19 protein-coding genes are annotated in these 20,504 nt (G+C 34.0%); 15 read left to right on the top strand and 4 right to left on the bottom strand.

What is annotated here, in order from left to right; translation table 11 throughout:
* Window positions 1-106 precede the first annotated feature (106 nt).
* The 14 genes from ACTJIP_RS03970 (at window position 107) to ACTJIP_RS03905 (ending at window position 14,450) form a co-directional block, all read left to right on the top strand.
* Window positions 107-1,216, top strand: coding sequence for a hypothetical protein (locus ACTJIP_RS03970; protein WP_139348595.1), 1,110 nt, complete (start codon window positions 107-109; stop codon window positions 1,214-1,216).
* 134 nt (window positions 1,217-1,350) lie between these two features.
* Window positions 1,351-2,478: a glycosyltransferase family 4 protein gene (locus tag ACTJIP_RS03965; protein ID WP_077419233.1), complete on the top strand. Its 1,128-nt coding sequence runs from the start codon at window positions 1,351-1,353 to the stop codon at window positions 2,476-2,478.
* Window position 2,479: 1 nt separating this feature from the next.
* Complete coding sequence (gene asnB, locus ACTJIP_RS03960) at window positions 2,480-4,330, top strand: asparagine synthase (glutamine-hydrolyzing) (RefSeq protein ID WP_428168220.1); 1,851 nt, start codon at window positions 2,480-2,482, stop codon at window positions 4,328-4,330.
* 5 nt (window positions 4,331-4,335) lie between these two features.
* On the top strand, window positions 4,336-5,574 hold the full coding sequence (locus ACTJIP_RS03955) for a glycosyltransferase family 4 protein (RefSeq protein WP_440704144.1): 1,239 nt from the start codon (window positions 4,336-4,338) through the stop codon (window positions 5,572-5,574).
* 35 nt (window positions 5,575-5,609) lie between these two features.
* Window positions 5,610-6,788, top strand: a complete 1,179-nt coding sequence (locus tag ACTJIP_RS03950) for an O-antigen ligase family protein (protein WP_440704143.1) — start codon at window positions 5,610-5,612, stop codon at window positions 6,786-6,788.
* A 50-nt stretch (window positions 6,789-6,838) separates the two neighbouring features.
* Window positions 6,839-7,441, top strand: a complete 603-nt coding sequence (locus ACTJIP_RS03945; RefSeq protein ID WP_180564433.1) for a sugar transferase — start codon at window positions 6,839-6,841, stop codon at window positions 7,439-7,441.
* A gap of 9 nt (window positions 7,442-7,450) precedes the next feature.
* The gene (locus ACTJIP_RS03940; RefSeq protein ID WP_440704142.1) at window positions 7,451-8,044 is read left to right on the top strand and encodes an acetyltransferase; all 594 of its coding nucleotides are present in this window, start codon (window positions 7,451-7,453) and stop codon (window positions 8,042-8,044) included.
* 20 nt (window positions 8,045-8,064) lie between these two features.
* Complete coding sequence (locus tag ACTJIP_RS03935; protein WP_077419239.1) at window positions 8,065-9,201, top strand: aminotransferase class I/II-fold pyridoxal phosphate-dependent enzyme; 1,137 nt, start codon at window positions 8,065-8,067, stop codon at window positions 9,199-9,201.
* A 14-nt stretch (window positions 9,202-9,215) separates the two neighbouring features.
* Complete coding sequence (locus ACTJIP_RS03930; RefSeq protein WP_219073157.1) at window positions 9,216-9,785, top strand: sugar transferase; 570 nt, start codon at window positions 9,216-9,218, stop codon at window positions 9,783-9,785.
* A gap of 15 nt (window positions 9,786-9,800) precedes the next feature.
* A complete protein-coding gene (gene rfbC / locus ACTJIP_RS03925; protein WP_077419241.1) occupies window positions 9,801-10,346 on the top strand; it encodes a dTDP-4-dehydrorhamnose 3,5-epimerase in 546 nt (181 codons plus the stop codon).
* Between the two features lie 96 nt (window positions 10,347-10,442).
* Complete coding sequence (rimO, locus tag ACTJIP_RS03920; protein WP_077419242.1) at window positions 10,443-11,744, top strand: 30S ribosomal protein S12 methylthiotransferase RimO; 1,302 nt, start codon at window positions 10,443-10,445, stop codon at window positions 11,742-11,744.
* 375 nt (window positions 11,745-12,119) lie between these two features.
* Window positions 12,120-12,755 (top strand): hypothetical protein, encoded by a 636-nt coding sequence (locus ACTJIP_RS03915; RefSeq protein WP_077419243.1) that lies wholly within the window; start codon window positions 12,120-12,122, stop codon window positions 12,753-12,755.
* A 25-nt stretch (window positions 12,756-12,780) separates the two neighbouring features.
* On the top strand, window positions 12,781-13,515 hold the full coding sequence (locus ACTJIP_RS03910; RefSeq protein ID WP_180564429.1) for a hypothetical protein: 735 nt from the start codon (window positions 12,781-12,783) through the stop codon (window positions 13,513-13,515).
* 563 nt (window positions 13,516-14,078) lie between these two features.
* Complete coding sequence (locus ACTJIP_RS03905) at window positions 14,079-14,450, top strand: septal ring lytic transglycosylase RlpA family protein (RefSeq protein WP_034699143.1); 372 nt, start codon at window positions 14,079-14,081, stop codon at window positions 14,448-14,450.
* Between the two features lie 68 nt (window positions 14,451-14,518).
* Here the strand turns inward: ACTJIP_RS03905 and ACTJIP_RS03900 are convergent, their stop codons facing one another.
* The 4 genes from ACTJIP_RS03900 to ACTJIP_RS03885 all read right to left on the bottom strand — a co-directional run bounded on the left by ACTJIP_RS03900 (window position 14,519) and on the right by ACTJIP_RS03885 (window position 18,980).
* A complete protein-coding gene (locus tag ACTJIP_RS03900) occupies window positions 14,519-15,283 on the bottom strand; it encodes an exodeoxyribonuclease III (RefSeq protein ID WP_077419245.1) in 765 nt (254 codons plus the stop codon).
* Window positions 15,283-15,573 carry a YciI family protein gene (locus ACTJIP_RS03895; RefSeq protein WP_077419246.1) on the bottom strand — a complete coding sequence of 97 codons (291 nt, stop codon included), beginning with the start codon at window positions 15,571-15,573 and terminating at the stop codon, window positions 15,283-15,285. The genes ACTJIP_RS03900 and ACTJIP_RS03895 overlap by 1 nt, the downstream gene beginning before the upstream one ends.
* Window positions 15,574-15,673: 100 nt before the next feature.
* Window positions 15,674-17,218, bottom strand: coding sequence for a bifunctional response regulator/alkaline phosphatase family protein (locus ACTJIP_RS03890; RefSeq protein WP_077419247.1), 1,545 nt, complete (start codon window positions 17,216-17,218; stop codon window positions 15,674-15,676).
* Between the two features lie 115 nt (window positions 17,219-17,333).
* Window positions 17,334-18,980, bottom strand: coding sequence for a S41 family peptidase (locus ACTJIP_RS03885; protein WP_440704141.1), 1,647 nt, complete (start codon window positions 18,978-18,980; stop codon window positions 17,334-17,336).
* Window positions 18,981-19,209: 229 nt separating this feature from the next.
* Here ACTJIP_RS03885 and ACTJIP_RS03880 point away from each other — a divergent pair, with 229 nt between their 5' ends.
* Window positions 19,210-20,436 (top strand): HD domain-containing protein, encoded by a 1,227-nt coding sequence (locus tag ACTJIP_RS03880; protein ID WP_428169191.1) that lies wholly within the window; start codon window positions 19,210-19,212, stop codon window positions 20,434-20,436.
* Window positions 20,437-20,504: the final 68 nt, after the last annotated feature.

The raw sequence follows: 20,504 nt of genomic DNA, 5'->3' as shown, positions 1-20,504 counted from the left end.
ACTTACCTATTTGTTTTATAGTAATTCTTTCTGTTTGGCGCGTACACCAGAAACACAAAATAAGGTAATATTTACATCAGATGATCAAATATTTACGGACAAAAACTTGAGTGTAAAAGAAATTTCTAAGCTCTTGGATTTTTATACTGATGTGTTTAGTTCAGAAACTCAGCTGGCCAAGTGGTACAGCTCTGTTTATGATAGTTCTGCACTTTTGTATATTCCTATACAATATGCTTATGATACCCAAAATCAGGAGTTAATCAATAAGCTGCGAAAATTGTTTACTTATAATACTTTACTTATTGTAAAAAAGAATTCTCAGGCAGATGATCTGGCTAAAAGAACTTTTTACTTTACTGTTTCAGAATATTTAAGAAGAAATGGAATAAAAGACAATGCCGAAAACATCAAAATGTATAATTTCATAAAAAGTGAAGTATTATATTATTGGAATAAAAATCCTGCAAACATTTGGGATGCGGAATCAAAGAAATTTTATGGGGTCAAACAGAGAATAGATTATATCTTAAGTGGGAACTTTAATGGTAATTTAAGCTATTACAGAGCAATTACTGATTTTGAGCTCTACGTTATGGGAACAGGCGTAAGTCTTTTACTGATTGAAAAAGAGGCAAAGCAAACCATAACTCCTGATTTAGTTTCCATTAAAGATAGATTCTATCAGGTATTGAAGAAAGAAGTAAGTATTAAAGATAATAAAGCATGGTACTTACAGCCCAATATTTGGCGTGATCATCCGGATTTTCAGGATGTAGCCCTTAAGAAAAGCCAAAGTGTCAATTGGGATGCTTCTCATTTTTCAAGAATGTCTGCTTATTTACATCTGTTGAAACTTAATTTTCAAGATGATAAACCAAAATACAGCTATTTGGAAAAACTAACCACATTACTTTCAAATCAGTTGACCACTAATATTGCAGTTTATGATTCCAAAAATAATGTTTACACTTTCAATAATTATATAGATGGCAATAACAGTAGTTTCCGAAGTGATATTAAAGATGGAAAAAAAGGAATACAGCCCTCTCAGAACTTTGAACATATTTTTATCGGATGGTGGAAAATGTTGAATACAAATGAAGTTGATGTCATGTATGAAAGAATAACAAAACAATTCCCTTATTATTCTGAACAGAGTGCTTATATCATTCATGATAAAGGTTTCTTTCAAGAAATTGTAAATCTGAAATGATTTGTTGCAGCATTGTTGAATTTCAAGTTATGTATAAAGTCCTGTCGGATTCAGTCGGAGAACCAAATAAATTAAGAAATAAAAACATAATCAATGTTTAACAGGAAAATTGAAAACTTTCCAAAAATCAATTAATGAATAAAAAATACCGATTTCACATCTGCCATCTGACAAGTGTTCATCCAAGAAACGATTCTAGAATATTTCATAAGATGTGTAAAAGTCTGGCATCTAAGGATGTTAAGATGACGTTGGTAGTTGCTGATGGTAAAGGCAATGAGACGGTGGACAATGTAGAAATTATAGATATAGGAGTCCCAGCTGGTAGATTGAAGAGAATTACACAAACTACAGGTGAAATCTTTAATAAAGCTAAAGAACTTAACGCAGATGTTTTTCATCTTCATGATCCTGAATTGCTTTTAATAGCAAGAAAACTGAAAAAATTAAATAAAAAAGTAATCTTTGATTCCCACGAAGATACAGTAAACACGATTTTAGTTTCACCCTATTTAAAATCTCCTGTTTCAAATATTATTTCCACATTATATGAGAATTTTGAACGCTATACCTGTAAAAAGATAGATGGAGTGATTGGTGCTACACCTCATATTGAAAATTATTTTAAAAAGTTTGCCAAACAAACTGAAAATATCAATAACTATCCTATCTTATCTGATAAGAAACTGGAACAAATTTCCTGGGATCAAAAACAGGATGAAGTATGTTATGTAGGATCTATTGATGATACAAGAGGGATTAAAGATCTGATGAATTCATTGGAGCTCACAAAATCACAGGCCAGATTGAATCTGGCAGGTATGTATTCTTCTCTCACTTTGGAAAAAGAGATAAAAGAACATAAAGATTACCACCTTGTCAATGATTTCGGATATGTTAATTCTGAAGAAGTAGAAAATATTTATAACCGGTCCTTAGTAGGAGTGGTTACTTTGCACCCTATCCCAACATTTTTAGTGAGTCTGCCTATAAAAATGTTTGAATACATGGTTGCAGGAATTCCTTTTATAGCCTCAGATTTTCCATATTGGAGAAATTTATTGAAAGGGAGTGAATGTTGTATTTTTGTAGATCCTCAAAAACCTAAAGAAATTGCTGATGCTATTGATTACTTTATGCTTAATAAGCAAAAAGCAAAACAAATGGGTGAAGTGGGAAGAAAATTAGTCTTTGAAAATTTTTCATGGGAAAGCCAGGCTGAAAAATTATTAACGTTTTATCAAAAAGTTTTATCAAACTAATATGTGCGGAATAACAGGAGCAATAGAATTTAAAAGATCACAAAATCTTGATTTTAAAGAAGGAAGTGATTTACATAATTATATACGAAGAAGAGGACCGGATTACTATGGCGTTGAAAAAGCAGAATACGCTGATTGGTCAGTAACTTTGGCCCACTCAAGGCTGGCGATTATAGACCTGTCAGTAGCATCTAATCAACCTATGATTTCTGATGATGAAAGATATAGTCTCACTTATAATGGTGAAATATATAACTATCAGGAAATCAGAGAAGAATTAATATCCAATGGTTTTGTCTTCAGAACAAAAGGAGATACAGAAGTTCTTTTAAGAGCTTGGGAATGCTGGGGGGAAGCTTGTTTGAATAAGCTGAATGGAATGTTCGTTTTCGGTCTATTTGATAAGATAAAAGGAGAGTTCTATCTGGTAAGAGACCGATTTGGAGTTAAGCCGTTAATTTATACTTTTTTCGATGGTCAATTATTATTCTCTTCGTCTATAGCCTCTGTAGCTAAACAAACAAATCAGGATATAGATCTGGAATATTGTTCCAGTGGGATAAGATTCGGTTTTTTTGAAGGATATGAAGACAGGACTCCTTTCAAAAATGTAAAATATCTTTTACCAGGATCATTAATGAAATGTAAGCTGGAAGGAGAACTGAAAACAGAGACTAAAATCTGGTATTCCCTGGAAGAGCAGGTTGCAAAAAAAAGAAAAGAACTAGAGTTATTAAGCTCGGAAGAACTCATTTCCCAAGGAAAAGCCTTGTTGGGAAATTCAACTAAAATACGTTTGAGAAGTGATGTTCCTTTGGCGATTTCTTTGAGTGGAGGTGTAGATTCTTCCTCTATAGCAGCAATCGCTTCAAAAGAAGTAGATCATCTAATGGCTTTCAGCTATGGAGCTCCCGATCACCCGAAATCAGAAGGTCCCGTTATTAATAAGTTTGCAAAAGATAAAAATATTAATGTTGAATATATTCACCATTCTTACACGGCACAAGAGATGGGTAATATCTATGACCAAACCATGGAGGCACAGGAATCTCCATTTCTGGGATTGAGTATTATAGCACAGCATGAAGTATACAAGCAGGTAAAAGCAAGAAGCATTAAAGTATTATTAGGCGGTCAGGGAGGTGATGAAATTTTTGCCGGATACAGAAAGTTTTTCATAGTAGCATTGCGAAAGGCAATAGAAAATAAAGAAGTTTTACCAGGCTTACAATATTTTCACTCATTAGCATTGATGTTGGTATTTGAAGCAAAACAAATAAAAACATACTGGAATGAGAAAAACAGATATCTGAAGACAACAGGGAAAGATACATCGTTCCTGGATTGCTTACCGGAAATTTCTTTAAATCTGTTTGAAAATTCATCTTTATCAAACAGACAGATTTCAGATATTCAAAAATATAGTATTCCTTCTCTTTTAAGATATGAAGATAGAAACTCAATGTATTTTTCTATTGAGAGCAGGCTACCCTTTATGGATTATAGGTTGGTGGAATTTGCTTTAGCATTACCTGATTTACTTAAAATTAAAAATGGTTACGGAAAATGGATATTACGTGAAATGATGAAAAAAGACGTACCGGGATATATCCTTAAAAACCGTCTTAAGAGAGGTTTTGATGTCACACAGAATTGGGTGAATGATGGTGTGGGGGAAAGAATAAAATCAAATATTTTAGAAAATAAATCTAAAGCAAAAGATTTTGTATCAGACTTCAGTCGACTTGAAAACAATCTCACAATTGAGAATCTTAATAACAGTAATATTCTGAATGAAGCCATCATGCTTGATTTCCTAATTGATCCAATTAAAAAACCAACCCTGCACTAATGGAAATGAAAAAAAATATCTGGCTGATTTCCAAATATGCCTCACCTCCACAATACGCAAAAGTTCCATCTCGTTTGTTTTATTTGGCAAGAGAATTTAAAAGACAGGGAAATAATACCCTCATGATAACTTCAGATTCTAATCATTTTACCAATTGTCCTGAAACTGACAAGATCTATAATGATGAAGAGGAAGATGGGGTAGCTATAAGATGGATTAAAACAAAAAAATATACTAAAACGGCATCAATGGACAGGATATTGTCCTGGTTTGATTTTGAAAGAAAACTATTCTCTATGAAACTGGCCGGGATGACAAAGCCTGATACGGTTATCATTTCATCACTTTCTATTTTTACGATCATATATGGTTATTATCTGAAAAAAAAGTTTGGTAGTTTTTTAGTTTTTGAAATTCGTGATATCTGGCCTTTAACGATGACAGAAGAAGCGGGTTTTTCCAAATGGCATCCTCTTGTTTTATTGATAGGATTTATAGAAAAGTTTGGATATAAAAACGCTGATCTGGTTGCAGGAACAATGCCAAGGCTGGATTTACACGTAGAAGAATTACTCGGATATAAAAAACCTTTTCATTGTTCACCATTAGGATTTGATCCTGAAAATTATTCTGAAGACTTCCTAACAGAAAAAAATCCTTTTTTAGAAATAGTACCATCGGGTAAAGTTATTATTGGCTATGCGGGAAGTATGGGAGTTACTAATGCATTGGAACCTTTTATTGAAACAATACAGATGATGAAAGAGAACACTGATATCCATTTTGTATTAGTGGGAAGCGGTGATCTCAGAGAGTCCTACAAAGAACAGTTAAAAGATTGTTCTAATGTTACGTTTTTACAAAGAATCCAGCAAAACGAAGTGAAATATTTTCTCCAGGTTTGTGATATTCTATACTTATCCACCAAAGATTCAAAAGTGTGGGACTACGGGCAGTCTATGAACAAAGTAGTAGAATATATGCTCGCGGCGAAACCAATTATTGCTTCTTATACCGGATATCCTTCTATGATTAATGAAGCGGATTGTGGTAAATTTATCAACAGTACATCTACAGAAGATATAAAAAACGCAATTTTATATTATGCTAATATGAGCTCGGAAGAAAGAATAGCGATTGGAGGGAAAGGCAGAAAATGGATTCTTGAAAACAGGACATATCCGGTATTGGGAAAAAAATATATGGATGCTATTTTATTTCATTCCGTAAAGCAAAAGAAGTAGCTTTGCACTGGTTGAAATAAAAAATAGGCTTTATTTTGAAAATTACTATTAATAATAATTTCATTTATAAACTATTCCTGTTATCTGTTATGGTGGGAAATACTATTGCCATCTCCTTTGCAAAACCTTTGGAGATGAACCCCAGGAATTTTTCTATACCATACCGAATCTTTATCATTATTTTCTCTTTATTTATAATATATAGAGAAAGAAAAAATATTAGTTTTAAAAATATTTCTATTATAAGCCTTGTTGTATTTTGGGGTTTTTATATCATCAAACTTATTTATTCGTTTAATAATTATTCCTTTAATCAGGAAGTACTGTTATCAAGGAATGAAGATATTTTCAGAATCTTATGTATGGTACTTTTACCCAGCATTGCATTATTATGTATCAACTATAGTAAAATAGATTTTAAAAGTATAGTAAAATACTATGTTACTATTCTCTGTAGCCTTCTTGTTATAAATTACATATATGGCTATATAAAATTAGACCATATTTTTAGTACTTACTACATAATGTATGGTCATATAGGAGCCTCATTGTTTATCATATCATTATTTTTGCTGTTGTTTTGCAGAAAAGATTATAAATCCTATTTTCTGTTTTTTTGCCTTTTTTTAGGCCTTTTTAATGTTATACAATCTATGGCGAGAAGCCCACTTGTCGCTATTTCTGTATGTTCTTTGTATATGATTATTTTAAAAGGGAATAAAAAATATATTTTATATGCTCTGATTTTGCTGCTGCTGTTTATAGGATTGATTATTTTGCATGAGCAATATGGCAACGGAGAAATTACAAGTTTTAACAGAATGTATAAATGGATAGCACAGGGAGATACATCAAGCAGAGGTCCATTGTATAGCAAAGCTATCGAGATATTTAATTCACATCGTTTATTCGGAGGAAGGATATTGTTTGAGGACGGCGTTCACCCACATAATATTTTTTTAGAGCTTTTAATGGGCACAGGTATTTTAGGGCTGATTATTTATTTCTTAAAATTTTGGCCCGTTGTAAAAAATGCTGCCTTATTTTGGAATATTCAAAAGGGAAATATATACTATAAACTGATTTTTGCGTTATTTTTGCAATACTTTACTTTGGTACAGACTTCCTGCAATCTTTTCAATATACCGGAATTTTTGTACTTTAGCTCAATGATTATAGGTATTGGTTATACTGCAAAAACACAGGAAGTTTAAAAAAGATATTGATAAAAGCATATGATGATTGATACACCTAATTTCTAAAAATGTACAAAAATTATTTAAAGAGGATTTTCGACTTTGTAGTTTCTCTCATAGGAATTACCCTTCTGCTTCCAATTTTTCTTATTGTGATGGTTGGATTGTTTCTTTCCAATAATGGGAAGCCTTTTTTCTTTCAACAGAGACCTGGCAGAAATGGTAAGGTATTTAAAATTATAAAGTTTAAAACAATGAATGATAAAAAGGATTCTAATGGAAACCTTTTATCAGATGCAGAAAGATTAACAGCTCTGGGAGCATTTGTTCGTAAAACATCTCTGGACGAAATTCCACAATTACTTAATGTTCTTAAAGGAGATATGTCCCTTATTGGGCCTAGACCTCTTTTAGTTCAGTATCTGCCACTGTATAATGAAAATCAGGCACGCAGACATGAGGTAAGGCCGGGAATTACCGGATGGGCACAAGTAAATGGTAGAAATGCAATATCATGGAATCAGAAATTTGATTATGATGTATGGTATGTAGAAAATATATCATTCATCTTAGATGTGAAGATTTTCTTTCTGACAGCAAAGAAAGTGTTTGTAAGAGAAGGCATTTCTGCTGATGGACATGTAACCATAGAACCCTTTCGGGGAAATTAATTTAGAGTTATGTATTTATTCGGAGCAAGTGGACACGGAAAGGTAATTGCAGATATTGCAACAGCTAATGATATAAAAATTAAAGCATTCATAGATCAGGATATCACTAAAAAAGAATGCTATGGGCTTCCTGTGTTGAATACTCTGCCGGCGGATCAGGAAAAACTGATTATTTCCATTGGAAATAACGCTATCCGCAAGAAGATTGCACAAGAAATTAAGAATGAGATTGGTATTTTAATACATCCGAAATCTATAAATTCAGATTCCGTAACCATTGAAGAAGGAACTGTAGTAATGGGAGGAGTCGTGATCAATGCAGAAACTACCATCGGGAAACACTGTATCATCAATACCAACGCTTCAGTAGATCATGATTGTTTAATTGAAGACTTTGTTCATATTTCACCCAATGCAGCGCTTGCTGGAGGGGTTGAAGTAGGAGAAGGTACCCAGATTGGAATCGGGGCATCAGTAATACAGGGGATCAAAATAGGAAAATGGTGTGTAGTAGGTGCTGGTGCAGTAATTATTAATAACATTCCTGATTATTCAGTTGTGGTAGGAAATCCTGGTAAAATCATCAAAAAAAATATTATATAAACAAGTTACTAATTAATATTATGAATACTAAAATCTGGTTGTCCTCACCTCATATGGGAGGTAACGAACAAAAATATATCAACGAAGCATTTGAAGAAAACTGGGTGGCACCATTGGGGCCTAATGTTGACGGATTTGAAAAAGATCTGGAGCAGTTTTTGGGTGAAAATGCAAAAGTTGCCGTTCTTTCTGCCGGTACTGCAGCATTGCATCTTGCCCTTATTGAATGTGGAGTACAGCATGGTGATGAGGTGATTTGCCAGTCAATGACTTTCTCAGCATCAGCCAATCCTATTGCTTACTGTGGAGGAATTCCTGTTTTTGTAGACAGCGAACCGGATACCTGGAATATGTGTCCAAAAGCTTTAAGAGAAGCCATTGAAGACAGAATTCAAAAAGGAACGAAGCCTAAAGCAATTATTGTAGTTCATTTGTATGGTATGCCTGCAAAAATGGACGAAATTACAGCTATTGCCCAGGAATTTCAGATTCCTGTTATAGAAGATGCTGCAGAAGCTCTTGGTTCTACTTACAAAGGACAGGCATGCGGAACATTCGGACGTTTTGGAGTATTAAGCTTTAACGGGAACAAAATTATTACTACATCAGGAGGCGGAGCTTTGGTTTGCCATACTCAGGAAGATAAAGATAAAACGGTTTTCCTTTCCACTCAGGCAAGAGATAATGCACCTCATTATCAGCATTCACATATTGGTTTCAATTACAGAATGAGCAATATTGTTGCAGGGATAGGAAGAGGACAGATGGAAGTACTTAAAGATAGAGTGGTAGCGCGTAGAGCAATGCATGATTTCTATTTGGATGCCTTCAAAAATATTGAAGGAGTGACCGTGTTTTCTGAACCTGGAAATGATTTTTATTCAAATCACTGGTTATCTGCCATTATTATTGATCCGCAGGTAGCAGGAAAAGACAGAGAAGGCCTAAGACTTGCATTTTTAGAAGACAATATTGAATCAAGACCACTTTGGAAGCCAATGCACCTACAGCCGGTTTTTGAATCTTCTCCCTATTACGGAGGAAAAATTTCCGAAGATCTTTTTGATAACGGACTGTGTCTTCCGTCAGGGTCCAACTTGTCAGATGATGACAGAGAAAGAATTGCAAACGTAATCCGTAACTATTTCGGAGTTTAATATCATTGAATTTAATGAATCAGTACAAATATTGGAAAGTGGTTTTTGATTTTATCTTAGCGGTAATATTGACCCTCTTTCTTATGCCGGTGCTGATTGTTTTATTTGTGATTGCAAGTATCGATACATCTTCTAATGGAATTTTTTTTCAGACCCGGATAGGACAGTATGGAAAGCCATTTACCATATTTAAATTTAAAACAATTCATGATAAAAAAAGAGTATGCTCCAGAATCGGGCAGACGCTCAGGAAGTTTAAATTTGATGAATTTCCCCAATTGTTTAATATTTTAAAGGGTGATATGAGTTTTGTAGGTCCCAGACCTGATATCGAAGGTTATTACGATAAACTGGCCGGAGCAGATAGAAAAGTTCTGGAATTAAAACCCGGATTAACGTGTGAAGCAAGCATTAAATACAGAGATGAAGAAGACCTTCTGAACAGCCAGAAGAATCCTTTGCTATATAATGATGAAATATTATTTCCAAACAAAGTAAAAATGAATCTTGACTATTTTGAAAATATGTCTTTCAAAAATGATACGAAGATTTTATTTAAAACAATAATAACCATATTGAAATAGAGTTTTTTTACTATTATGAAAATTAAAGAAACCCCGCTTAAAGATTGCTATATCATAGAGCCTACCATATTTGAAGATGAAAGAGGCTACTTCTTTGAAAAATTCAACGAAAAGAAATTTGAAGAATTAACAGGAATGAACGGCCACTTTGTACAGGATAATGTTTCCAGATCATCTTATGGAGTGCTTAGAGGACTCCATCTTCAGAAAGGTGAGCATGCACAGGCAAAACTGGTATCATGCCTTGAGGGTAGTGTGTGGGATGTTGCTGTGGATCTTAGAGAAGATTCTCCTACTTTTGGGCAATGGTTCGGAATAGAGCTTACCGCAGAAAATAAACTACAGCTTTATGTACCAAGAGGTTTTGGACACGGATTTGCCGTATTAAGTACCCATGCTGTATTTTCCTATAAATGTGATAACTTTTATAACAAAGAATCAGAAGGCAGCGTAAAGTTCAATGATCCGGATCTTGATATTGATTGGAAAGTTGATGAAAAAGATGCCATACTTTCGGAAAAAGATCAGAACTCCCCTGGATTTAAAGACAAAAACTTTTAAAATATATCCCTGAAAACCACTTTTATAAAGTGGTTTTTATTTTTTAATTCTTAACTCTTCAATATTTTGTATCTTTGCAGACTCAAAATCAAAACGATGCGTACAAAATCTGTAGGGAAGAAGAAAATCAATGTAGTCACTCTTGGATGCTCCAAGAATGTATATGATTCTGAAGTATTAATGAGCCAGCTGAAAGCTAATGGCAAAGAAGTGGTTCATGAAGACCGTGGTGACATTGTTGTAATCAATACCTGCGGATTTATTGATAATGCTAAAGAAGAATCTATTAATACTATCCTTGATTATGTCGAGGCTAAAAATAGAGGAGAGGTTGAAAAAGTATTCGTTACAGGATGTTTATCAGAAAGATACAAACCAGATTTGATAAAAGAAATTCCGGATGTAGACCAATATTTCGGAACAAGAGATCTGCCGATGCTCCTAAAACATCTTGGAGCAGATTATAAACACGAACTGGTAGGAGAAAGACTTACAACGACTCCAAAACATTATGCTTACCTTAAAATTTCTGAAGGTTGTGACAGACCATGTTCTTTCTGTGCGATTCCATTGATGAGAGGAGGTCATATGTCAACCCCTATCGAAAAACTGGTTTTAGAAGCTCAGAAACTGGCAAAAAAGGGAACAAAAGAATTAATTCTTATTGCTCAGGATCTTACTTACTATGGTCTTGATCTTTATAAGAAAAGAGCGTTAGGAGATCTTTTAAAAGAATTGGTGAAGGTAGAAGGTGTAGAATGGATTCGTCTTCATTATGCGTTCCCAAGCGGTTTCCCTGAAGATGTTCTCGATATTATCCGTGAAGAACCTAAAGTATGTAATTATATAGATATTCCTCTTCAGCATATCAATTCCGATTTGTTGAAATCCATGAAGAGAGGAACTACCCATGAGAAAACAGATGCTCTTCTAGGAAAGTTCAGAGAAAAAGTTCCGGATATGGCAATCAGAACAACACTTATCGTTGGATATCCTGGTGAAACGGAAGAAAGATTCCAGGAACTTAAAGACTGGGTAAGAGAACAGAAATTTGACAGATTAGGATGCTTTACTTATTCTCATGAGGAAAATACTACGGCTTATGTATTGGAAGATGATATTCCACAGGAAGTAAAGGAGGCAAGAGTAGAAGAAATCATGGAATTGCAGTCTCAGATTTCGTGGGAAAAGAACCAAGAAAAAGTAGGTAAAATATTCAGATGTATTTTTGATCGTAAAGAAGGCAATTATTTTATCGGAAGAACAGAGTATGATTCACCAGATGTGGACAATACGGTTTTGGTTTCTGCTGAAGATACCTATATCTCTATAGGTGAATTTGCAGATGTTAAAATTACTTCGGCCGAAGAGTTTGACTTATACGGAGAATTAGTCTAGTTAAATGCTTATTAATCAGTTTGAAATAAGATTTGTAAAATTAAGCTATTAACGAAAATTAACATAGAATTTTCTCGGTGGCTTGTTTTTATTTAATTGATAATCAGTTTGTTAATATTTTGTGTAATTAAGATTTTTCAAATTTCTATTTTAAAGTATATAAATTTGAAAATTATATCTTAAATTTGCGCAATAAGCAATATTTTTAAATAATATGCTTTCAATAAGTTAATTATTAATATGAAGCTAAAATTGAATAAAAATAATTTTTTTTACCCTTCAGTTTCAATGTAATATTCACAAGTTGGGATGCGTTTTTCCTATTTTTTGAAAATATTGATGAAAAAAAATGTAATTAAAAATCTTTAAAAACTTATGAAAAAAATTTTATTAACAGCAATTATGCTTGTTGGCCTTTCGGCTTTTTCTAAGGCTCAGACTACAGGGCGAGTGGGGATTAACACAACCACGCCTGCCGCAACGCTAGATGTAGTAGCAAATACTACTGACAACGCTAGACCTGACGCTTTATTAGTCCCTCGTATGACAAGAGCACAATTATTAGCTAAAGATGCAGCTTATACTACAGCTCAAAATGGAGCACTTGCTTTCGTTACAACAATTGACGGTACAGCAACTCCTAAAACTACCAACGTTACAGCTGTAGGTTTTTACTACTATGATGGCCAGACTACGAATACCTGGATCACTGTAGGTGGTGGTGGAATCGTTACACCCGTTGCTCCTTCTGTAAGAACTTCAGCTACAGGAGCAGACTTATCTGCAGCAGACTTAAATGGTTATGTATTCCTTACAACCAATGCTGATTTGTCAACAATCCCTGTAAGTGCAGCAACAAAAGGAAAAACTATTACGCTTGTTAAAGTAGGTGGAGGTACCCTTACTGTAAACGGTGCAAGTGCAGCATCATTTAATTCAATGACTACTAATGGTAGAGGTCTTGGATTCGTTTATGATGGTGCTTCTTGGCAATCGTACTCAGCTCAATAATTATTAATTTTACACAGATTTAGTCATGAATAAAAAAATATTATTAGTTCTTGCCTCTTCTTTGGCAATGTTTCAATATACAAATGCACAGGTAAGAACAAATGGTTTCGCCAGTGGAAATATACAAGGACAAGGTGCTTTCCTTGATGCATCAGGAAGTGCCGGAGGTTTTACAGATAGTGCTAATGACGGAAAAGGGATTGTTTTTCCAAGAACAGACTTAACTGTCTTTACATTTGCAACTCCTGTTACTGACGAGGATAACTTTCCAACAGCTTACGATGGTATGATTGTTTTTAATAGTGCTACAGGAACTACTGTTTCTGGTATTGCTACAAGTGTAACTCCGGGATATTATTATTTCTCTAATCCAACTGGTGGAACGGCAAATGGTTTTGCAACTTCAACTGGTAGATGGGTTTCGCTTTCAACTTCACCTAAAGTAACTGTTGGAACAGCAGAAACAACTACAAATACTATTATTAATGTTAGTCCGGGTGTTGATAAGCAGCTTTATGCTATCAAAGGATCTTTCACTGCAAGTGGTACTTCTACAGCAGTTAATATCCCAGCCCCTACAGGAATGACTACAATGTATGGTATTACAATCTATAAAGCAGGTACAAACACTGTTTATGATAGAAGTTTATATTCTTATAATCCGGTTACAACTCCAGGAAATGCTGTTACAGGATCTCCTAGTATGTCTGTAGTGTATCCTAACGGTACATACGACTATGTATTGGAATATTTAAAATAAGACATTTATTTAATTACATATAAAACCAATGAGAAATCATTGGTTTTTTACTTTTAAGAGATTTGCGTTCATTTATTTTTTTGGGTTATAAATCATCACTCATTCAATTTTTTGAATGATTAAAGCGGATATTTATTGGATATCGTATCGATCTATAAATTTTAACAAAACAAAACGGTGTTAAAAAATAAGTCAGGCATCTGGTTTTATATGAGCAGAGGTCCTCTGTCAGAAAGTTTTTCCGGAATCTAGTTCTTAAGACTTTATTTTTTTAAGATTGATTTTCTGATTTTATTTTAACTTTGTTGATTTTGTAATTTATTGATTTACAGTTGTTTTTAAAAGTATAAAATTTAAATTATGCACAAAGTAGTTAATTATGTTAACTTTTAGACTGTTTTTTTAACACTTTTTAACACCGTAGTCTAAAACCCCTGTTTATAGGGGGTTGCAGTGATGTTTAACATTTGTTTAATATTTTGTTAACGATTTTTAACATATCGAATAGTGTTTTCTAAAGATTCCTGATACTTTTGCTCCGTCAAAACCAATAAAAGTTCAAAATGATGAAAAGATTCATTCTCGTAATCATAATGATGATTTCAACCTTAGGTGTTTATTCTTTTACGAGTAATGCCTTAGATGCGAAAAAAACAAGTTATGCATCGTACTACCACGATAAATTTAACGGTAGAAAAACTGCTAGCGGAGAAATCTTTGATAACTCAAAGTTTACTGCAGCAAACAGAACGCTTCCATTTGGAACAAACGTTAAGGTTACTAACCTTAAAAATGGTAAAGAGGTAATAGTGAGAATTAATGACAGAGGGCCTTACCATTCATCAAGATCTTTAGACATGTCTAAAGCTGCGTTCGATGAGATTGGAGATATCAGTCATGGTACAATTCCGGTCGAATATGAAATTGTCGATTAGTTTTATGATTTAAATTAAAAAAAAGCCAGCTGATTCAGCTGGCTTTTTGTATGCGTAATATCTGTTGATTATACATTCAATTCCAATAAAGCAGGGCAATGGTCAGAATGTACAGCTTCCTTTAAAATAACAGCCCGGGAGAGCTTATCCTTTAAACTGTAAGAAGTGAAGTTATAATCCAGCCTCCATCCCTTGTTTCTGGCTCTGGAATTTTGTCTGTAGCTCCACCATGTATAATTGTCCGGATCATTATTAAAAAATCTGAAACTGTCTATCAGCTCACATTCATTCATGAAATTCGTCATCCATTCCCTTTCCATAGGAAGAAACCCTGAAACATTCTTTAACCCAATTGGATTGTGAATATCAATTGCTTCATGACAAATATTAAAATCACCCGATATAATCAGATTGGGAATTTCTTTCTTTAAATTTTTGATATACTCCAGAAAGTCATGGCAGAATTGCATTTTAAAATCCAGTCTTTCAATATTAGACGCAGAAGGAACGTACACCGAAATAGCGGAATATCCGTCAAAATCTGCACGGATGATTCTCCCTTCATTATCATAGCTTTCAATGCCGCAGCCATACTCTACATGATTAGGTTTGATTTTTGAGGCAATTCCGACCCCGCTGTAGCCTTTTCTTACTGCTGAGTGCCAATAACTGTGATAACCTAATTTTTCAAGGCTTTCGATGTCTATCTGATCGTTTCCGGCCTTGCTCTCCTGAATACAGATGATATCCGGATCAGCAGTTTGTAGCCAGCCCAGGAAATCTTTTGTAAAAGCAGCTCTGATTCCATTGACGTTGTATGTGATTAATCTCATTAGTCTTCTATAAAAAGTTTAAAATTTTCATTGTATTTCGAAGGGATAAACTCCGTGATGTCATAATCCGCTACCTGATGAATATAAAAAGGATCTTCAGAAATAATCTGCTCAATTTCATTTTTAGATTCTGCATTGGCTATAATGATACCTCCCGTTCTGGGTTCTTTTCTTCCCGAAGCAATAAAGCGTCCGGATTCATAATGCTTATTAAGGAAAATATTGTGCTGGGGAATAAGACGTTCTACATTTTCAATAGAACTCTTGTAGGTAAGCGAAATAATAAACATGATTTATTTTTTACGAAGATATGAACTATAAAAAAGAAGCGGAAAAAATCATTCGATTTTTTCCGCTTTAAACCCAAAATTAAATAAACTATGAAAAAAACTACTTGGGTTCTAAAATGCTGATAGGAATGATACACTCTTCGAGTGAAATTCCCCCATGCTGGTAGGTTTCTTTATAGTAATTAACGAAATGATTGTAATTTTTAGGGTAAGCCAGGAATATATTGTTTTTAGCAAAAATATATTTCGAGCTTAAGTTTCCTTTTGGAAGGAAAAGCTTTTCAGGATTGGTAATTGCCCATACATCGCTGTCGTCATACGTTAAACTTTTACCTGTTTTATATCTGATATTAGTAGAAGTTTCTCTGTCTCCTACCACTTTACTTGGCTTTTTCACATATACCGTTCCGTGGTCTGTCGTAATGACCAGTTTATAGCCATTTTCTGCCGCTGTTTTTATAATCTTCAGCAAAGAAGAGTTTTCAAACCAGTTGAAGGTAAGAGAACGGAAAGTTTTATCATCACGGATCAGCTGATCTACGATGTGGTTGTCTGTTTTCGCGTGGGAAAGAATATCAATGAAGTTGTATACGATAACCAGCAGATCATTACTCTTATGCTGGTTGAAATCATCATAGATCTTTCTTTCAAAATCAGCATTCAGTACTTTAAGGTACTTCATAGACTTGGATCCAAGACCAATTCTCTTCATTTGATCTTCCAGGAAATCACGCTCAAATTCATTTTTATTTCCCTCTTCATTATCATTAAACCATTTATCCGGGAAACGTTTTTCAATTTCAGACGGCATTAATCCTGCAAAAAAAGAGTTTCTCGCATACTGTGTAGCAGTAGGAAGGATGCTGTAGTAATAATCTTCCGATATCTTATTATAATATTTTGTAAATAAAGGTTCAATCACTTTCCACTGGTCGTAACGAAGGTTGTCTACCATCAGCAAAAGAACTTTTTCTTTTTCAACTTCAGGTTTTACTTTTTCCTTGAATAGGGTGTGGCTCATGAGAGGTTTGTCAGAATCAACCAGCCAGTCTGCGTAATTTTTTTCAATAAACTTCGCAAACTGAATATTGGCTTCCTCTTTCTGAGACTGCAGAAGGTCAGCAAATTCATTATCTGCAACCTTATCAAATTTGATTTCCCAGCTAAGGATTTTTTTATAATATTCTGCCCATTCCTGATACGTTCTCAGGTATGAAAGCTCCATAGAAAGGTTTCTGAATTCCTGTTGGTACTGCAAAATAGTTTTTTGCTCAACAAGATTGTCTTCCTGAAGGTTTTTCTTTAAGGAAAGTAATATCTGGTTAGGATTTACAGGCTTCAATATATAATCAGCAATCTGAGATCCGATAGCCTCTTCCATAATGTGTTCTTCTTCGCTTTTGGTAACCATCACAATCTTTAAGGAGTTATCTTTTTCCTTAATCATAGGAATGGCTTCCAGTCCGGAGATACCCGGCATATTTTCATCAATTAATGTTAAAGCAAATTTCTCTGAATCCATAAGTTCCAAAGCCTCATTCACATTATTAACAGGGGTTACCTGGTAACCCTTCTTTTCTAAAAATACAATATGAGGTTTAAGTAAATCTATTTCATCGTCGATCCATAATATCTTTTCTGACATAATTTATTTTTTACACGGTTATTCTATCAAAATGTTGACCAAATCCTTTTAAAATCTCACAAAATAAAAAGATTATAAGTTAAATATTAGTTAAATGAAAATATCGTCTGATATTTCACATTTTTGTGGTGGTTTTTATATATTCCAAAGCTCTTTCCAGAACTTCATCTTTTTCGTTTTTAAGGCCTTCTACAGTTGGTTTTACAAGAATGTCGGGAGTGATGCCTATTCTTTGTGTTTCCCTTCCGTCAGGATAATAAGCTCCAAGTCCTGTAAACCGGGTATCAAGATTGGCAATTTTAAACATAATCACATCTCCGTTGGCTCCTGCAGTATTGCTTCCGATAATTTTAGCGTTCGGATGCTGCTTGAACATCATTGCAGTGGTCTCTGCCTGGCTTTGGGTATTTTCATCTACTAAAACGATTACATTCCCTTTATAGTATTCAGGATTTTTCCTGCCGATAACATTTTTTCTGCTGTAAAATTTACCGGGATAATAAGGATCAGGAAAAGTAAACTGATAATAAACGGAAGCTTCAGGAAGCAAAAGATAACTTAAAGGGATGATCGTTTGCTTTGGATAATTTCTAAGATCAAAGATAATAGATGTTGAAGATTTTAAACTGTTGTACATTTCATCCAGATCTTCCTTCTCTATAATCTCCATATTAACATAGCCGATTTTCTTTTCCTTATCTATGAATTTCCATTTTTTTGGAGCTTCATTTTTCTCATGAAGAATATCTTTGGTAAAATACGTTTTGGTTTTTATTTCCAGATTTTGTCCACCTCTCTCAATTTTTACAGAAATAGAATCGTTATTGCTGAAGAGAAGCTTGCTTTTTGCTTTGTTGAATTTACCCCAGGAATTGGAGGCTGGAATATATTTTCCAAGGCTGTTGACTATTTGCGGAATTGTTTTACCTTCAATATCATAAATAACATCTCCTACATGAAGCGGGCTTTTATTCCGGAATTTTGTAGCATTGATTTTTGTAATCACAAGTTTTCCTTCTGCATAAGAATAGTCTGCAGGCACTCTTCGGTTTCCGTATTGATGCCGCTGAATTTCCTTTGATGAAAGATAAGCATGGGAATCATCTGTTTTGGTAACCAGTTCTGCCAATGTTAGATGATAATTTTCATCATTGTCAATCATCAGAAATTTGGGTATCATTTCTGTAAGAACATCGTTCCAGTTCTGATCAGTTTCATATTTATACGGAAAAAAATATTCTACATAATTCCAGTATCTGAATAGTTCCAATAAGCTAATGGTCTTTGAAGTGAATTTTGAACCGTAGGACTTTTCATTTCTGAAATATATTTTCCTTCCACTTTTTCCGAAATAGTGATTATCTCCAAGATTCCGGTTGTTTTCAATATAATGTAGTTTTTGAGACAGGTCTCTGGAGAAAATTTTACGATTATCTATCCAGCCCAGATCAAAGTTTTTAAGGAAATATACTTTATTATCCTTTACTGAGCATTCTTTGCAGGGAGCAACTTCTCCGAGATTTCTGATCCAGTCAGCATAAAAATTATTCAACGCCTCTTTCTCATTAATAGATTCAAGTTCATCAATTTTTTTGAAAAGCTGTTTATCCCAGTTCAGATTTCCTTTTGCTACCTGTGGATGATAATATTTTAAAAATCCCCATATTCTGCAGAGGGATTCCAGTTTTTGCGTTTCAGTTATAATTTGTGCGGAAAAATTTAAACTTAAAAATAATAGAAGGAAAAGAGAATACTTTCTCATTAAGGGTTGTCGTGTTTTCTCTCAAAGGTAGTCCTTTGCAACAACAACTGCAAAAGGTTTTCAAAAAAAATATTGAATTAAAAATAAAAATGAATCGGAGAAATTTTCAATCGTATTATTTGTGAAAAATATGAATGATATCAGTTTTTTAACTTCATGTTTTAATAGTAATTTAATAAATGGCTAAACTTTAAAATGCCTAACTTTGTTTACTAATATTGAAGTTTGAATGCAGAATAAGCTAAAAATCATCAACGATCCTGTTCATGGATTTATCAAAATTCCCCACGAAATTTTATTTGATATCATTGAGCACCCTTACTTTCAGAGATTAAGAAGAATCGGGCAGACCGGTCTTCTGAACCTGATATTTCCGGGAGCTACACATACGAGATTTCATCATGCACTGGGAGCAATGCACCTGATGTTTACGGCATTGGAAACATTAAAGCAGAAAGGGGTGAAAATTTCTGAAGAAGAGGAAAAAGGGGCGATGTTGGCTATTCTGATGCATGATATTGGCCATGGTCCGTTTTCTCATGCGCTGGAAAGTATGCTGATGGATGACTGGCATCATGAAAACCTTTCTTTACTCCTGATGAATAAGCTGAATGAGGAGTTTGATGGCCAGTTGTCAATGGCTATCGAAATGTTTCAGGGAAAATATCATAGAAAATTTTTCAACCAACTGATCTCTTCCCAGCTGGATGTGGACCGTTTGGATTATCTGAAAAGAGATAGTTTTTTTACCGGTGTATCGGAAGGAAATATTAATACCCAGAGAATTATTTCCATGATGAATGTCTGTGAAGAAGGTGGGCTGGTGATTGATGCAAAAGGAATTTATTCCATTGAAAATTTTCTGACAGCCAGAATGTTTATGTACTGGCAGGTCTACTATCATAAAACTTCAGCGTTAGCAGAATTTCTTTTGGTTAAAATCCTTGAAAGAGCAAAATATCTGATTTCCCAGGGAACAGAGCTTCCTGCAGCGGATAATCTGAAATATTTTCTATACCGCGAAAAGAGTGCTGCAACGGATGAAGATATAGAGAGATTTACAAGTCTTGATGATAATGATGTGATTCAGGCAATGAAAGAATGGCAAAATGAAGGTGATTTTGTGCTGTCATATTGGTGTAAATGCGTAATTCAGAGAAATTTACCTAAAACAATTATTTCATCACATCCATTTGGTAAGGAAACAATTGATGAAAAAGTAAAAAATACCAATGAATTTTTCAAAATTGATAATGGAAATGAATTGGTTCATGAAATAAAAAGAAAACTTTTACCCTATCATGCGGAAAAACAACCAATCTATTTACTGCATAAAAATGGCAGGAGAACGAGACTTCATGAGTCAGAAGATCAGCTTTTATCAGGGTTAATTGTAAATAAGACGACCCGCTATATCCTTATGTTTCCAAGAGATATCTCCAGGCTAGACTCTTAAATAATATTAAAATTTACGATCTGAAACCAAAAAATGTTTGCAAATTCTAGAATTTCTTATCTTTGCAG

The organism is Chryseobacterium sp. 22543, assembly GCF_052044565.1.
In the GTDB taxonomy this organism is placed as follows: Bacteria; Bacteroidota; Bacteroidia; order Flavobacteriales; family Weeksellaceae; genus Chryseobacterium.
The sequence above is the reverse complement of the archived record's forward strand: the minus strand, read 5'-3'. Positions and strand labels throughout refer to the sequence as shown.

Bases quoted from the DNA above. Each gene is read 5' to 3' on its own strand.
- ACTJIP_RS03915 (WP_077419243.1), top strand. From the start codon at position 12,120: ATGAAAAAAATTTTATTAACAGCAATTATGCTTGTTGGCCTTTCGGCT.
- ACTJIP_RS03880 (WP_428169191.1), top strand. From the start codon at position 19,210: ATGCAGAATAAGCTAAAAATCATCAACGATCCTGTTCATGGATTTATC.
- rimO (WP_077419242.1), top strand. From the start codon at position 10,443: ATGCGTACAAAATCTGTAGGGAAGAAGAAAATCAATGTAGTCACTCTT.
- ACTJIP_RS03955 (WP_440704144.1), top strand. From the start codon at position 4,336: ATGAAAAAAAATATCTGGCTGATTTCCAAATATGCCTCACCTCCACAA.
- ACTJIP_RS03935 (WP_077419239.1), top strand. From the start codon at position 8,065: ATGAATACTAAAATCTGGTTGTCCTCACCTCATATGGGAGGTAACGAA.
- asnB (WP_428168220.1), top strand. From the start codon at position 2,480: ATGTGCGGAATAACAGGAGCAATAGAATTTAAAAGATCACAAAATCTT.
- ACTJIP_RS03885 (WP_440704141.1), bottom strand. From the start codon at position 18,980: ATGAGAAAGTATTCTCTTTTCCTTCTATTATTTTTAAGTTTAAATTTT.
- ACTJIP_RS03930 (WP_219073157.1), top strand. From the start codon at position 9,216: ATGAATCAGTACAAATATTGGAAAGTGGTTTTTGATTTTATCTTAGCG.
- ACTJIP_RS03905 (WP_034699143.1), top strand. From the start codon at position 14,079: ATGATGAAAAGATTCATTCTCGTAATCATAATGATGATTTCAACCTTA.
- ACTJIP_RS03910 (WP_180564429.1), top strand. From the start codon at position 12,781: ATGAATAAAAAAATATTATTAGTTCTTGCCTCTTCTTTGGCAATGTTT.
- ACTJIP_RS03940 (WP_440704142.1), top strand. From the start codon at position 7,451: ATGTATTTATTCGGAGCAAGTGGACACGGAAAGGTAATTGCAGATATT.
- rfbC (WP_077419241.1), top strand. From the start codon at position 9,801: ATGAAAATTAAAGAAACCCCGCTTAAAGATTGCTATATCATAGAGCCT.
- ACTJIP_RS03895 (WP_077419246.1), bottom strand. From the start codon at position 15,573: ATGTTTATTATTTCGCTTACCTACAAGAGTTCTATTGAAAATGTAGAA.
- ACTJIP_RS03890 (WP_077419247.1), bottom strand. From the start codon at position 17,218: ATGTCAGAAAAGATATTATGGATCGACGATGAAATAGATTTACTTAAA.
- ACTJIP_RS03945 (WP_180564433.1), top strand. From the start codon at position 6,839: ATGTACAAAAATTATTTAAAGAGGATTTTCGACTTTGTAGTTTCTCTC.
- ACTJIP_RS03965 (WP_077419233.1), top strand. From the start codon at position 1,351: ATGAATAAAAAATACCGATTTCACATCTGCCATCTGACAAGTGTTCAT.
- ACTJIP_RS03900 (WP_077419245.1), bottom strand. From the start codon at position 15,283: ATGAGATTAATCACATACAACGTCAATGGAATCAGAGCTGCTTTTACA.